Origin of the sequence: Arthrobacter castelli DSM 16402 (assembly GCF_000430705.1) — a bacterium.
GTDB classification, from domain to species: Bacteria; Actinomycetota; Actinomycetes; order Actinomycetales; family Micrococcaceae; genus Arthrobacter_C; species Arthrobacter_C castelli.
In genome coordinates this window covers 1-14,697 of record NZ_AUMN01000016.1, presented here as the reverse complement: position 1 = coordinate 14,697, position 14,697 = coordinate 1, and the positions used below count along the sequence as shown (strand labels likewise).

Here is a 14,697-nt window from a genome sequence, read left to right as displayed (position 1 = left end):
CTCACTTCGAGCATGAATGGGTCGCGACTTCTTGTCAAGAGCAGCGCTCACATTAGTTGCCCGGGCTCTCGATCTATGCCAAGTTGGAGGCATGAGCATGACGCCCCGGGAGCGCGCCCGTGAACAGACCATGACCGAGATCGTCGCAATCGGCAGGAAGCATCTGGCCACCGAAGGTGCCGCAGCACTGTCCCTGCGGGCCGTCGCCCGGGACCTCGGGGTGGTGTCCTCCGCCGTCTACAGGTACGTGGCCAACCGGGACGAATTGCTCACGCTTCTGCTGGTGGATGCTTACACCGAGCTCGGTGACGAGGTCGATCAGGCGGTGGACAGCATCGACGCCGACGATTACGCCGCCCGGTTCCGCGCGCTAGGCCGGACGGTCAGGTCGTGGGCGTTGCGTGAACCGGCCCGCTACGCGCTGCTGTTCGGCAGTCCGGTGCCCGGTTACCACGCGCCGTCGGAGGAAACGACGACGCCCGGAACCCGCGTGATTGCCACCCTCACCCGTCTCTTCACCCAGGCGTATGGGGCGGGAGCGCTGCGTGAAGATGACCTGCCGGCACCTCGGATGAGCGGGAGGTTCTCCGCCGACGTGCGCGCCGTGCGCCAGGAAATGACGCTCGAGATACCCGACCATCTGGTGGTCCGTGGCGTCCTGGTGTGGGCTGCGCTGTTCGGCGCGGTGAATTTCGAGGTGTTCGGCCAGTATGGCCACGATACGTTCAGTGACCCGGAGGAGCTGTTCGAACACCACCTGGCCGCGCTGGCCGGGCTGATCGGTTTGCAGAGCTGATTGGTCCGCAGTAGCAGCACAGCCGGTGGTTGGTAGGCTCAACAGCATGTCTGCCGCCGTCGAACACATCCAGGACCTGGGCGAGTACATCGCCGCTTCGCCATCAAGTTTCCACGCCGCCGCCGAGGGCGCCCGGCGGCTGGATGCGGCCGGTTTCACCCGGCTCAATGAGTCGGAGGCGTGGGAGGCCGGCCCCGGTCAGTACTACGTCATCCGCGATGGTGCGCTGATCGCCTGGATCGTGCCCGCCAACGCCGGACCGGACACCGGATTCCACATCCTCGGCGCGCACACCGATTCGCCGTCATTCAAGCTCAAGCCCAAATCCACCATTGGCCGGCACGGCTGGCTGCAGGCCGGCGTCGAAGTCTACGGCGGGCCGTTGCTCAATTCCTGGCTCGACCGGGAACTCGCTCTGGCCGGGCGGCTGGTGACCCTCGACGGCGGTCAGCGGCTGGTCGCCACCGGGCCGATGCTGCGGTTCCCGCAATTGGCCATCCATCTGGACCGGAACGTCAACGAGGGGCTGACGCTGGACAAGCAGCAGCACATGAATCCGGTGTGGGGCACCGGCGATCCGGCGTCGTCGGACTTGCTCGGGGTGCTGGCCGGGCAGGCCGGACTGGCTCCCGAAGACATTGGCGGGTACGACGTCGTCGTCGCCGATACGCAACAGCCGGCAGTTTTCGGCGGCGCCGAAGAGTTCTTCGCCGCCGGACGGCTGGACAATCTGTCGTCAGTGCACGCCGGGCTGACGGCGTTGATTGCCGCGGCCGGGACGGATGCGGCGGAAGGCCCGATTCCTGTCCTGGCGGCGTTTGATCACGAGGAGATTGGCAGCGAATCCCGGTCGGGAGCCGCCGGTCCCCTCCTGGACGACATGCTGGGGCGGATCTCGGACGGACTGAGCGCCTCCGGCAGCGACCATGCCCGGGCGCTGGCCAACTCCTTCTGTGTCTCCGCGGACGCCGGCCATGCCGTCCATCCGAACTATCCCGAACGGCACGACCCCGCGAACCACCCGCTGTTGGGCTCGGGGCCGCTGCTGAAAATCAACGCCAACCAGCGCTACTCCACGGACGCCGCCGGCGCCGCCGCGTGGGCACGACTGTGCCGGGACGCAGACGTGCCCTACCAGGAATTCGTCTCCAACAACGTGATGCCGTGCGGCTCCACCATTGGACCGCTGACTGCGACCCGGCTGGGGATCAGGACGGTCGACGTCGGCACGCCGCTGCTGTCGATGCACTCCGCCCGGGAAATGTGCGGTATTGAGGACCCCTACCGGCTGGCCGCTGTCGTGGAACAGTTCTTCAGCCGGAAGCTGTAGGTTTCCGGCCACCCCGCCCGGCTCGCCAGCCCTCTCGTGACCCTGACAGCCCGCCAGTCTTCCGGCCACCCCGCCCGGCTCGAGAGCCCTCCGGTTATTCCGACAGCACGTTGGCCGTTTCCTCCAGCACCTCCCGGAAGGCCAGGATGGCCGGGCGGTGGGCGGAGGCCAGGCGCACCGAGCTGAAGATGGTGCGCATCGGCCGGTCGGACAACTCCAGCAGTTGGCAGTCGGTGTCCCGTCCCGTCCATACGAGATCCGGCATGAACGCCACCGCGTTGCCGGATTCCACCAACCGGATCTGGGCCTGCAGGTCGGCGGTCTCGAACCGGACATCGGGTTCAAACCCCGCCCGGCGGCAGGCTTGTTCGGCCCAGTGGCGGGAGGCGGCGCCGCGCGGCTCCATCACCCAGGGCATGTTCTTGGCGTCGTCGACCGAGGTGATTCCGTCGATCGAGGCCGGCGGCGCGGCCAGCCGGATGGCATCGGTGGTCAGCTTCGCCCGGTCCAGTTCGGGGTAGTGGGCCGCCGCATGCCCGGGATACTGTTCGGCGATGACCATGTCGTAATCCCGTGCCCATGTTTCATACAGTGCGGTCTCCGGTTCACGCTGGACCATTTCGATCCGCACGTCCGGGTATGCATGCCGCATCGCGGTCAGCGCTCCGGGCATCAGTGCCAGGGCCGCGGACTGAAAGACGGCCAGCCGCACGCTCCCGGTCACGGTCGTCAGTGAGGCTGCGAGATCGGACTCCGCCTGCTCCAGTCTCTCCAGCAGTCCCGCGGTGTGGTCGACGAGGATCTCGGCTTGCGGGGTGAGCTGGACGCCGCGGCCGGTTTTGCGCAGCAATTCAACGCCGGCTTCCTTCTCCAGCAGGGCCAGTTGCTGCGACACTGACGACGGGCTGTATCGCAGGGCGGCGGCCACCTCGGCCAGCGTTCCACGGATTTTCAGCTCCCAGAGCAGTTCGAGCCGGCGGACGTTGAGCATGGCGCCTCGATTCGTTAGCAAATCCAACCAATACACGTCAAAAAAGATCGCTTTATCTAATTGGAGTCTATCCCCATACTGATGTGAGACAGTTCCATACACGGTATAAGGAAGAGAATCAACAAAATGACGAACACACTTGAGGGGGCCAACGCGACCCCGGTCGATCCGACTGAACAGCAGAACAATGAACTGAGAAGCGAATCGACTCCGGCGTTCGCGGATGACGTCGTCGCCCTGGTTCGTCATTGGCTTGCCGAAAGCTCCAAGTACCCGGCCGACGCCTCCGCCCAGCAGCTCGCCGGGGTGCTCAAGGACGCAGGCGGACTCGACTTCACCGTCGGCTTCGTCGATGGCGTGATCCGCCCCGAAGACCGGAACGTGGCGGCACGCAACCTCGCCCGGGTCGCCCCCAAGGTCCCGGCCTTCCTGCCCTGGTACATGCGGGCGGCTGTCCGGGTCGGCGGCGTCGTCGGGCCCATGCTGCCACATGTGGTGATCCCGGTGGCGCAGCGGGTGCTGCGGCAGATGGTCGGACACTTGATCGTGGACGCTTCTGACGCGAAGCTTGGCCCCGCCATCGACAAGATCCGCAGGGACGATGTGCGGCTGAACATCAACCTGCTGGGCGAGGTCGTGCTCGGCGAGTACGAGGCTGCCAGGAGGCTGGAAGGCACACACAAGCTGCTGGCCCGCGACGACGTCGACTACGCCTCCATCAAGGTCTCCTCCACCGTGGCCCCGCATGCGGCGTGGGGTTTCGAGGAGACCGTCGAGCACGTGGTGGAGACCTTGGCACCGCTGTACCAGCAGGCCGCCGATTCCCCGCACCCCAAGTTCATCAACCTGGATATGGAGGAGTACAAGGACCTGGATATGACCATCGCGGTATTCACCAGGATCCTCGAGAAGCCGCAGTTCCAGAACCTTAAGGCCGGCATTGTGCTGCAGGCCTACCTGCCGGACTCCATGGCTGCGATGGTCAAGCTCACCGAATGGGCGCAACAGCGCCGCGCAGCCGGCGGAGCCGACATCAAGGTCCGCGTGGTGAAGGGGGCGAACCTGCCGATGGAGCAGGTGGAAGCGTCGCTGCACAACTGGCCGCTGGCCACCTGGGGCACCAAGCAGGACTCGGACACCAATTACAAGCGCATCATCAATTACTCGCTGCAGCCCGAACGGGTGGACGCGGTGCGGATCGGCGTCGCCGGGCACAATCTTTTCGACATCGCCTACGCATGGCTGCTGGCCGGCGAACGCGGAGTCCGGGACGGTATCGACTTCGAAATGCTGCTCGGCATGGCCACCGGACAGGCCGAGGCGGTCAAGGCCGACGTCGGCAATCTGCTGCTCTACACCCCGGTAGTGCAGCCCAAAGAGTTCGATGTGGCCATCGCCTACCTGATCCGGCGCCTGGAAGAAGGCGCCAGCGCCGACAACTTCATGTCGGCCGTCTTCGAACTGACGGACAATGAGGTTCTCTTCGAGCGCGAACGGCAGCGCTTCCTCGCCTCGCTGGCCAACGTTGACGACTCCGTCCCCGCACCGAACCGGCAGCAGGACCGGACCCGGCCGGAGCCGGCCGTACCCAAGGAAGGGTTCACCAATACCCCGGACACGGACCCCTCGCTGCCCGCCAACAGGGCCTGGGGGCGGCAGATCCTGGAGCGCGTCCCCGGCTCGACGCTGGGCGGAGACACCATTGCAGCGGTGACCATCAATGAGTCCGCAGCGCTGGAGCAGGTGATGAGCACCGCCGTCGAAAGCAGCACGGCCTGGGGCTCGATGACCGGCGCCGAGCGCGCCGAAATCCTGCACCGCGCCGGTGACGCACTCGCCGCCCGCCGCGGACGGCTCCTTGAGGTGATGGCCAGCGAAACCGGCAAGACCCTCGACCAGGCGGACCCCGAAGTCAGCGAAGCCATCGACTTTGCGCACTACTACGCCGAACTGGCCCGCGAGCTCGACGACGTCGACGGTGCCACTTACATCCCGTCACGGCTGACTGTGGTGACCCCGCCGTGGAACTTCCCGGTGGCCATCCCCGCCGGCTCCACGCTTGCCGCGCTGGCAGCCGGATCCGCCGTCGTCATCAAGCCCGCCAAGCAGGCCCGCCGCTGCGGGGCCGTGATGGTCGAGGCCCTATGGGAAGCCGGCGTGCCGCGTGAGGTGCTGGCCATGGTGCAGCTGGCTGACCGCGCGCTGGGACAGCAGATGATCTCCGACCCACGGGTCGACCGCGTGATCCTCACCGGCGGTTACGAGACCGCGGAGCTGTTCCGTTCCTTCCGCCCGGACCTGCCGTTGCTGGCCGAGACGTCGGGCAAGAACGCCGTCATCGTCACGCCCAGTGCCGACTTCGACCTCGCGGCCAAGGATGTTGCCTACTCCGCGTTCGGGCACGCCGGGCAGAAGTGCTCGGCCGCCTCGCTGGTGATCCTGGTCGGTTCCGTGGCCACCACGGCCCGGTTCCGCAACCAGCTCATCGACGCCGTGAAGGCCATCAAGGTGGGCTACCCGGTGGACCCGACCAGCCAGATGGGACCGATCATCGAGCCGGCCAACGGTAAGCTGCTGGAAGCGTTGACCACCTTGGGCGACGGCGAAACCTGGGAAGTCGAGCCGCAGCAGCTCGACGACACCGGGGCTCTGTGGAGCCCGGGCGTGCGGAACGGGGTGAAGCGCGGATCCTACTTCCACCTCACGGAGTTCTTCGGCCCGGTGCTGGGCGTGATGACCGCCGAGACCCTGGACGAGGCCATCGCCATCCAGAACGAGATCGAGTACGGTCTCACCTCCGGCCTGCAGTCACTCGATCCTGACGAGATCGACACCTGGCTGGACAGCATCGAGGCCGGCAACCTTTACGTGAACCGCGGCATCACCGGTGCCATCGTGCAGCGCCAGCCGTTCGGCGGCTGGAAGAAGTCCGCCGTCGGAGCCGGCACCAAGGCCGGCGGGCCCAACTACCTGGTCGGGCTGGGCCACTGGCTGCCGGCCGAGCTGGAAGCCCCGGTGGCCGACGTCGGCCATTCCGCCGTGCGCGAGCTGCTGGCTGCCGCGAAGGGACAGATCTCCACCGACGAGGAAGCGTCGTTGCGCCGGGCGCTGGGCAGCGACGCCAAGGTCTGGGCCGAGGAATTCGGGGCCGCCAAGGACGTGACCGGCTTGATCGCCGAGCGGAATGTGTTCCGCTACCGCCCCCTGCCCGTCACCATTCGGCTGTCAGAGGGCGAGCCGCTGGCCAAGCTGCTGCGTGTCGCTGCGGCCGGAATTCTGGCCGGCTCCCGGTTCGCTGTTTCGACGGCGGTCGAGTTGCCAGCCGCCATCCGGTCCGTGCTTGAGGGGCAGGGTGTCGCCGTCACAGTGGAGGACGACGGCGGGTGGCTCGGCTTTGCGGAGAACCTCGACGGCGGCCGGGTCCGGTTGATCGGCGGGGACGCGCTGGCCCTGGCGGAGCGCACGGGCGGACGCCCGGACCTGGCGGTCTATTCCGGGCCCGTCACGCCCGCCGGGCGGATCGAGATGCTGCCGTTCCTCAGGGAGCAGGCCGTGTCGATCACCGCCCACCGGTTCGGCACCCCGGACCACCTCTCCGACGGGCTGATCTAGGCGTTTCCAACCGGATCTGTTTCGCCGCGACCGTCGCCACCGGCCCTATCCACAGGGCCGGTGGCGACGATTGGGCGTGGCCGGACGCGTCAGGTAATATAGCCAAGTCTGTGCCTGCAACGTACAGACAGTTCAGACAGTACTGACAGTTCAGGCACAGCACAGAAGCTCGGGACAGCCTTTGTTCCGAGGCGCACAGGAACCTCCTGTTACGGAAATACCGTAGCCGTACAGCCCAAAGGAGGTGGGTTCACAAATGCGTCCTTACGAATTGATGGTAATCATCGACCCCGAGGTCGAAGAGCGTACCGTCGAGCCGACAATCGACAAGTTCCTTAATGTCATCCGCAACGACGGTGGAACCGTCGATAACGTTGATATCTGGGGCCGTCGCCGTCTGGCCTATGACATCCAGAAGAAGTCCGAGGGTATCTACGCAGTGGTTAACTTCACCGCGAATCCGGATGCCGCCAAGGAGCTTGACCGCCAGCTGTCTCTGAACGAGACCATCATGCGGACCAAGATCATCCGCCCCGAAGAGCAGAAGGTCTCCGCCAAGTAATCCACAGCAGTGGGTCAGCCGGTGTTGCCAAGTGCCGCCGGATGATTGACTTGGAAGATCCTTTAGAATCTTCAACCGAACGTGCCGGTTGCACCAGACAGCAGGCCAGACCAGGAGGCATTAGATGGCAGGCGAGACCGTAATTACTGTCGTTGGAAATCTGACCAACGATCCGGAGTTGCGTTTTACCCCGTCGGGTTCGGCCGTGGCCAACTTCACTGTTGCCTCGACGCCGCGGAACTTCGACCGTCAGTCCGGCGAATGGAAGGACGGCGAAACGCTGTTCCTCCGCGCGTCGGTGTGGCGCGAGGCGGCCGAGAATGTCGCAGAGTCCCTGACCAAGGGGATGCGCGTCGTCGTCAACGGACGCCTGAAGTCACGTTCATTCGAAACTAAAGAAGGGGAGAAGCGCACCGTCTTCGAGCTTGATGCCGACGAGATCGGCCCCTCGCTCAAGTACGCAACAGCCAACGTCACCCGCCAGCAGCGCAACAGCGGCGGAAACTTCGGTGGCGGCGGAGGAAACTCCGGCGGCGGTGGCAACTTCGGAGGAAACTCCGGCGGCTTCGGAAACCAGGGCGGCCAGTCCGCCCCGCAGGACGACCCCTGGGGAGCTCCCGGGACCGCGTCCGGCGGTTGGGGCAATGGCCCCGATAACAACGATCCGCCCTTCTAGTCCGGATCTGCCAATGGCAGGTCAACGATCCACCATCCCGCAGAACGGTTCTGCGGGCTCCACACAATGAAGGAGCACCACGATGGCTAAGGCTGAAATACGTAAGCCCAAACCAAAGTCAAACCCCTTGAAGGCCGCTGACATCACCGTCATCGACTACAAGGACGTCGCATTGCTGCGCAAGTTCATCTCCGATCGCGGAAAGATCCGTGCGCGCCGCGTCACGGGCGTCAGTGTGCAGGAGCAGCGCAAAATCGCACAGGCAATCAAGAATGCCCGTGAGGTTGCACTTCTGCCTTACTCCGGCGCAGGCCGCGGCTAAGAGAAGGGGAACCAGACATGGCAAAAGTTATTTTGACCCACGAAGTGACCGGACTCGGCACTGCCGGCGACATCGTCGAGGTGAAGAACGGGTATGCGCGCAACTACCTGTTGCCGCGCGGATTCGCGATGGCCTGGACCAAGGGCGGCGAGCGGCAGGTTGAGACCATCAAGGCCGCCCGCATCGCGCGTGAGCACGCCTCCCTCGAAGACGCCCAGCAGCAGGCTGCCGCACTGTCGGCGAAGCCAGTCAAGCTCACCGTCAAGGCAGGGGAGACCGGGCGCCTGTTCGGCACCGTCAAGCCCTCCGACGTGGCAGCGGCTGTCGAAGCTGCCGGACTCGGTTCGATTGACAAGCGCAAGGTTGAACTGCCGACGCACATCAAGTCGACCGGTTCCTACCAGGCCAACGTCCGTCTTCACGACGATGTTTCGGCCGTCATCGATCTGGAAGTTGTCACCAACTAGGCACCGTTTCCACATCTGAACCGCTGGAGGGCCCTACCAATCGGTGGGGCCCTTCTGCGTGCCGGGGCCCTTCTGGGGGTCAGCGGCCCTTTTGGGGGTCAGTGGTGAGAATGTGTGTATGGCCATGGCAAGCCCTGCACCTCCACCGGGGCTGCTGGTTTTTCATCCTGCCCGGGCCGCTGTGGTGCGTGCTGTCCGGCTGGAGCTCCGACCGCTCCTTGCGTCTTATTACCGGGCAGTAATAAGGGGCTTGACCCGGGTATGCGGACGAAGGAATACAGGCACGTCAACAGCGCTGGCCCGCGGCGTGAAGCGAGTCACAACAAGGAATATACGGCTTGTGGATAACTTGTGGACTGGTGACGCATACCCGTTCCGTTCCGGTCTGTCAAAGCGGGTTCTGTGGATGAAGGCTGGGGAAAAAATTCTTCTCCTCCACAGCTGTGAAGAGACGTTTTCCCACGTCAGAGCGCAGTTTTGAAAAAAAGAATTCTGCTATCCACACCGTCGTCCCCATCCTGTGCACAAGACACGCCGCATTATCCACACCTCATCCGCCTGACCTGTGGACAAAGGAGTTGGCGGTGGACAAACCAGCGACTACGTTTACGTGAGTGGTTCTCAAACCGCCCTCTCTAAGGCGGTCTCCGGAAAGCGGCTCGCGATCCAGCTGCCGGATATTGTCAGTGCCGCCTGATAGACCAAAAGCGGTACCAGCACAACCGTGCTGCGACGGTAAAAGGGGCCACGAAGAGGAGAGGTTCGAATGACACTGGCACACATGGACGAGGCGAACGCGTCGTCCCGTGAACCGGAATTCGCACGCACTCCGCCTCAGGACCTGGTGGCCGAGCAAAGCGTCCTGGGCGGCATGATGCTGTCCAAAGACGCCATCGCCGACTGTGTGGAGGTACTTCGTGGCAACGACTTCTACCGTCCGGCCCACGAAAGCATCTATGACGCGATCTGCGATATCTACAGCCGCGGGGAACCGGCGGACGCAGTAACCGTCGCGGACGAACTCACCAAGCGCAAGGAAATTTCCCGCGTCGGCGGCCCCGCTTACCTGCACACCCTCATCTCGTCGGTGCCCACGGCCGCTAACGCCTCTTTCTACGCGGACATCGTCCGGGAACGGTCGGTGCTTCGGCGATTGGTGGACGCAGGCACCAGGATCGTCCAGCTCGGCTACGGAAACGACGGCGAAGTCGACGACATCGTCAATGCCGCGCAGGCTGAGATCTACGCGGTCTCCGAACGACGCACCACCGAGGACTACGTCCCCCTCCGCGACGTCATTGAGGGAACTGTCGACGAAATCGAAGCCTCGGGACACCGCGGCAACGAGATGGTCGGCGTTCCCACCGGCTTCTACGAACTGGACGATCTAACCCACGGTCTGCACCCGGGGCAGATGATCGTCATTGCCGCGAGACCGGCCATGGGCAAGGCCTTGGCGCTGGATACCCCCATTCCCACACCGGGCGGCTGGACCACCATGGGTGATGTCCGGTCCGGAGACAAAGTCCTGGCAGCTGATGGAACACCCACCGAAGTCGTTGCCGCAACCGAAGTGATGACCGGGCGGCCGTGCTACGAAGTGCTGTTCGACGACGGGACGACACTGATCGCCGACGAAGAGCACCAGTGGCTCACCGACACCCGGGCATCCCGCAAATCTGCCCAAGCAGCCGCCGTTGGACACAACAGAACGAAGAATCAGCAGACTTTTGCCTCAGTCAAGACCACAGGCGAGATCGCCTCGACACTGCGCTGCCCGACAAAAGATACGCGGCTGAACCATTCCGTCCGGAACACCGAGGCACTGGCGCTGCCCGCGGCGGATCTCGCAATCGGCCCCTACACATTGGGCGCCTGGTTGGGCGACGGGCACTCCGACGCCGCACGGGTGACCAATGAGGACGATGAAGTCCTGTTGCGTATTTCGGGGGATGGCTACAGGCTGAATCCAGTCGGGGATTCCCTCTGGTGCATCGAGCTGAATCAGGAAAGCCGCGACGGATCTTTCGAATCCATTCTTCAGCGTGAATCCCTTTTGGGAAACAAACACATCCCAGCGGCTTATCTGCGTGGCAGCGTGGCGCAGCGGCGGGCCTTGTTGGCTGGGTTGCTGGATACGGATGGCACCGTAAGTGCCAGCGGGTGCATTCAGTTCTCCGTTACACACCGCCGTTTGGCCGAAGACACTAGAGAACTGATTCATAGTCTCGGGTATCGGACCGGCTGGTGGGAGAAGCAGGTCCAGGGCCGCAGTTCTGCATCGTCAATTGCTTTTACCATTACCTTTTCGACCGACGAAGAAGTCTTTGGCCTTCACCGGAAGAAGGTGCTTCACAAGGAACGCGATGCACGCTCCACGCCCAAGCGGGGAACCCGTTTCATCAAGGAAGCACGGCGGATCGAGTCGGTTCCGGTCCGGTGCATCCAAGTCGCACATCGAAGCCACATGTATTTGGCAGGCGAGTCGTTTGTGCCTACGCACAATTCCACTCTGGCACTCGATATCGCGCGCTCGGCCTCCATTAAGAACAATCTGACGTCGGTTGTCTTCTCTTTGGAGATGAGCCGAAACGAGATCGCGACAAAGCTGCTGTCCGCCGAGGCGACGATCAACCTTCAGGACCTGCGCAAGGGGACGATCCGGGACGAGCAGTGGAGCAAGATTGCCACCACCATGGGCAAGATGAACGACGCCCCGCTGTTTATTGACGACAGCCCGAATATGTCCCTGATGGAAATCCGGGCGAAATGCCGACGGCTCAAGCAGCGCCACGACTTGAAGCTCGTGGTCATCGACTATCTGCAATTGATGTCGTCCGGGAAAAAGGTCGAGTCCCGGCAGCAGGAAGTTTCTGAATTCTCCAGGGCGCTGAAGCTGCTTGCCAAGGAGCTGGGTGTGCCGGTTATCGCATTGTCCCAGCTCAACCGAGGTTCCGAGCAGCGAAACGATAAGAAGCCAATGGTTTCCGACCTTCGCGAGTCGGGGTGTCTCACCGGAGATACCCGCATCCTGAGATCCGATACCGGCGCCGAGACGACGATGAAAGAGCTCTACGACAGTGGGGCCCGGGACGTGCCAGTCTGGTCGATGGATGACGGACTGCGGTATGTGGAACGGCATCTGACCCATGTATTTTCTACAGGGCGCAAGGCCGTGTACCGTCTACGCTTGTCGTCTGGAAAGACAGTTCGGGCCACGGCAAACCATCGATTCTACACCTATGATGGCTGGAAGCCCCTTGGAGAACTAACTGCTGGTAACCGTCTCGCCGTTCCCCGCCACGTCAACGGGCCATCTGAAAGGTCGAACTGGGACGATTCCAAGGTCATCATGTTGGCGCACCTCATAGGCGATGGCTCTTTCGTCCGCAGGCAACCTCTTCGGTACGCATCGGTTGACCAACACAATCTTAAGGCAGTAACGAAGGCCGCTGAACATTTTGGTATTGCGGCTGTTCGCGATGAACATGCCGCAGCACGATGCACTTCCCTTCGTCTTCCGGCTCCATATCGAGTGACTCACGGTAAGCGGAATCCAATTGCTGCCTGGCTTGATGGCATGGGGCTTTTTGGCCTGCGTAGTCACGAAAAGTTCGTGCCCACAGGAGTCCACGCGCTGCCCAAGGTACAGATAGCGCTCTTCCTCCGGCATTTGTGGGCTACCGACGGATCGGTGACAGTCCGGAGGGACAATTCAGGCGGCCGCATATACTATGCTTCCACCTCCCGTCAGCTTCTCGACGGTGTTTCCAGGTTGCTGCTTCGCTTTGGAATCTCCGCAAGAATCAAAACGACGACTCCCAAAGCGGAGTACCGCCCCGGGTACATCTTGGATATCTCCGGCACCGACGAGCAGCGCCGGTTCTTGAAAGAGATCGGCGTCCACGGGGAGCGCTCCGAGAACTGCCGTAGATTGCTCGCGATAGTCGAGCAAACGTCGTCAAACACAAACGTCGACACAGTCCCAGGGGAGGTGTGGAAAGACGTACGTGACATTATGGGCGGCCAAGGAATTACGCATCGGGATTTCCAAGCCTCTCTTGGCTCCCAATACTGCGGCTCGACGATGTATAAGACAGCACCGTCCAGGCAACGCATGGCGCGGATTGCCGATGTTCTGGGCGATGCTTCTATGGATGTGTTGGCGGTCAATGACATCTTGTGGGACGAAATTGTCTCCATCGAACCAGATGGTGAGGAAGAAGTCTTCGACGCCACAGTCCTCGGCACTCATAACTTCATTGCAAACGGGATTACCGTCCACAACTCGATCGAACAGGATGCGGATATGGTGGTCCTGCTGCATCGCGAGGATATCTACGACAAGGAGTCCGCCCGAGCCGGCGAGGCAGACGTGATCGTGGCCAAGCACCGTAACGGCCCGACTAAAACCATCGTGGTCGGCTTCCAGGGCCACTATTCACGATTCTCAAACATGGCTGTGGAGCAGTGACTGCAGCAGCAGCGGCTGAAGATGCACAGGTGGCAGGGAGGTGAAACGTCGCCGTCCTACTCCGTCCCCTATCCGGTGCGCAGCAGCACTGCGGCGCCCTCGTTGCGGCCGGCAGTAGGGCGCACCGCTCCAGCGGTAAGCGGGATAGGCCGTGCCCGTCTTCGAGACGGTGGGCAGGATGTCAAGGTAGGGCCTGTGTTCGCGAGCATCGCAACCCGTCCGTTCCTGAAAGCCGGTGCCGGGCGTAGTGGCCAGTGGCGCCATCGAAGCTGACGTCCTCATCAAGGAGCGGTGGGGGCGACCTCGGGCCGGAAGGGCGCAGTGCTCTATCAGGGGCTCAAGTCGCGCAAAGGCGTGTCGACAATCTGAGTATATCCGGCCGAAGTCGCCATGCGGTCTCGGGATTCAGAAGGGTGGCGGCTCGTTGGGGTCGTTTGTTGGTGGGCGTCCGTTCCCCTTCGTGGCGTCGCCGGCACCGGCGGCATATCTGGCACTGCTTTGGTTCTTGCCATCGGCGAAGTCACCATCTTCATGCCGGTCCGCCCCAGTTTCGGCGCCCGCACTATTTCCGCAGTCCGGCTTGCCCTGGTTTTTGGCTTTGTTGAGCAGGGTGGCGATGTCGGGGGCGGGTCGCATCTCGGGTAGTGGGCCTTCGGGGGTGTTGGAATATTTCCTGCCTGCCGGTGAGGTCCAGTCCACTCTGCCGTCGCGGTGCTGGATGTCCCGCCAGAGTTTCGCGGTTTTGAGGGCATGGCCGGGTTTGCATAGTGGTTTCAGATTCGTCAGTTCGGTCTGCCCTGTCGGGTAGGGGACAGTGTGGTCGAGGTCGCAGTGACGGGCGGCTTTGTTGCACCCGTACCCGCGACACGTCCGGTCGCGCAGCCGGACCATTCTTTGCAAGTCTTTCGGCACCGCATAGCTGTCCCGCCCGTACGACATCGGCGCCCCCGTCTCCGGATGAGTCAGTAACCGCTTGAACGACGGAGCATTCGCCGCCAACTGTCGGGCCGTCTCCTCATCGATGGGACCGTACCCTTCCAGATCGGCCGGCTCATCCGATAACCCCATCAGGGTCAACACCGGCACCACCACCAGCACCTCAGCCTTAATCCCGGCATAATTCGGGATCCGACCCGAACCCGGCGGATCACCACCGGCAGGCGGATCAACACCACCACCGGTGCTCCCGGCCGATCCGGTGCTTCCGGCTGCCCCGGGCCCGGCGCCACCGGCCGAACCGGCGGCGGCAGGAGTATCTGCGGTGGCTCCGGCTACGGGAGGATCTCCAGCGACTCCCGCCGCCCCGGCTACTCCGGGTTTTCCGGCTATTCCGGGTGCTGCGGGGCCGTCCGGGGCCCCCGGTGGCGGGTTTGTGCCGTAGAAGGCATCGTTGGGGCTGCCGGTTAGGGCCGCTGGTGGTAGTCCGGTGCCGGTGCCGGTATGGAGCAGGTCCGCAGCCACATCAGC

10 protein-coding genes are annotated in these 14,697 nt (G+C 63.3%); 8 read left to right on the top strand and 2 right to left on the bottom strand.

Annotation, left to right across the window (positions count from 1 at the left end):
* Window positions 1-91 precede the first annotated feature (91 nt).
* Window positions 92-796, top strand: a complete 705-nt coding sequence (locus H535_RS0116205) for a TetR/AcrR family transcriptional regulator (protein WP_026820371.1) — start codon at window positions 92-94, stop codon at window positions 794-796.
* A gap of 46 nt (window positions 797-842) precedes the next feature.
* A complete protein-coding gene (locus H535_RS0116200) occupies window positions 843-2,126 on the top strand; it encodes a M18 family aminopeptidase (RefSeq protein WP_035770007.1) in 1,284 nt (427 codons plus the stop codon).
* A 94-nt stretch (window positions 2,127-2,220) separates the two neighbouring features.
* Here H535_RS0116200 and H535_RS0116195 read toward each other — a convergent pair whose 3' ends face one another.
* Window positions 2,221-3,117 (bottom strand): LysR substrate-binding domain-containing protein, encoded by an 897-nt coding sequence (locus H535_RS0116195; protein ID WP_026820369.1) that lies wholly within the window; start codon window positions 3,115-3,117, stop codon window positions 2,221-2,223.
* A gap of 126 nt (window positions 3,118-3,243) precedes the next feature.
* Here H535_RS0116195 and H535_RS0116190 point away from each other — a divergent pair, with 126 nt between their 5' ends.
* The 6 genes from H535_RS0116190 to H535_RS0116165 all read left to right on the top strand — a co-directional run bounded on the left by H535_RS0116190 (window position 3,244) and on the right by H535_RS0116165 (window position 13,230).
* Window positions 3,244-6,729, top strand: coding sequence for a bifunctional proline dehydrogenase/L-glutamate gamma-semialdehyde dehydrogenase (locus H535_RS0116190; RefSeq protein ID WP_026820368.1), 3,486 nt, complete (start codon window positions 3,244-3,246; stop codon window positions 6,727-6,729).
* Window positions 6,730-6,985: 256 nt separating this feature from the next.
* Window positions 6,986-7,291 carry a 30S ribosomal protein S6 gene (gene rpsF, locus H535_RS0116185; RefSeq protein ID WP_026820367.1) on the top strand — a complete coding sequence of 102 codons (306 nt, stop codon included), beginning with the start codon at window positions 6,986-6,988 and terminating at the stop codon, window positions 7,289-7,291.
* Between the two features lie 124 nt (window positions 7,292-7,415).
* Window positions 7,416-7,967, top strand: a complete 552-nt coding sequence (locus H535_RS0116180) for a single-stranded DNA-binding protein (RefSeq protein WP_026820366.1) — start codon at window positions 7,416-7,418, stop codon at window positions 7,965-7,967.
* Between the two features lie 82 nt (window positions 7,968-8,049).
* Window positions 8,050-8,289: a 30S ribosomal protein S18 gene (rpsR, locus tag H535_RS0116175; RefSeq protein ID WP_026820365.1), complete on the top strand. Its 240-nt coding sequence runs from the start codon at window positions 8,050-8,052 to the stop codon at window positions 8,287-8,289.
* Window positions 8,290-8,306: 17 nt separating this feature from the next.
* Window positions 8,307-8,756 (top strand): 50S ribosomal protein L9, encoded by a 450-nt coding sequence (rplI, locus tag H535_RS0116170; protein WP_026820364.1) that lies wholly within the window; start codon window positions 8,307-8,309, stop codon window positions 8,754-8,756.
* A 766-nt stretch (window positions 8,757-9,522) separates the two neighbouring features.
* Window positions 9,523-13,230: a replicative DNA helicase gene (locus H535_RS0116165; protein WP_026820363.1), complete on the top strand. Its 3,708-nt coding sequence runs from the start codon at window positions 9,523-9,525 to the stop codon at window positions 13,228-13,230.
* 405 nt (window positions 13,231-13,635) lie between these two features.
* Here the strand turns inward: H535_RS0116165 and H535_RS27940 are convergent.
* A partial coding sequence (locus tag H535_RS27940; RefSeq protein WP_155838738.1) for an HNH endonuclease signature motif containing protein occupies window positions 13,636-14,697 on the bottom strand: 1,062 nt, incomplete at its 5' end.

Bases quoted from the DNA above. Each gene is read 5' to 3' on its own strand.
- H535_RS0116195 (WP_026820369.1), bottom strand. From the start codon at position 3,117: ATGCTCAACGTCCGCCGGCTCGAACTGCTCTGGGAGCTGAAAATCCGT.
- rplI (WP_026820364.1), top strand. From the start codon at position 8,307: ATGGCAAAAGTTATTTTGACCCACGAAGTGACCGGACTCGGCACTGCC.
- rpsF (WP_026820367.1), top strand. From the start codon at position 6,986: ATGCGTCCTTACGAATTGATGGTAATCATCGACCCCGAGGTCGAAGAG.
- rpsR (WP_026820365.1), top strand. From the start codon at position 8,050: ATGGCTAAGGCTGAAATACGTAAGCCCAAACCAAAGTCAAACCCCTTG.
- H535_RS0116205 (WP_026820371.1), top strand. From the start codon at position 92: ATGAGCATGACGCCCCGGGAGCGCGCCCGTGAACAGACCATGACCGAG.
- H535_RS0116200 (WP_035770007.1), top strand. From the start codon at position 843: ATGTCTGCCGCCGTCGAACACATCCAGGACCTGGGCGAGTACATCGCC.
- H535_RS0116165 (WP_026820363.1), top strand. From the start codon at position 9,523: ATGACACTGGCACACATGGACGAGGCGAACGCGTCGTCCCGTGAACCG.
- H535_RS0116190 (WP_026820368.1), top strand. From the start codon at position 3,244: ATGACGAACACACTTGAGGGGGCCAACGCGACCCCGGTCGATCCGACT.
- H535_RS0116180 (WP_026820366.1), top strand. From the start codon at position 7,416: ATGGCAGGCGAGACCGTAATTACTGTCGTTGGAAATCTGACCAACGAT.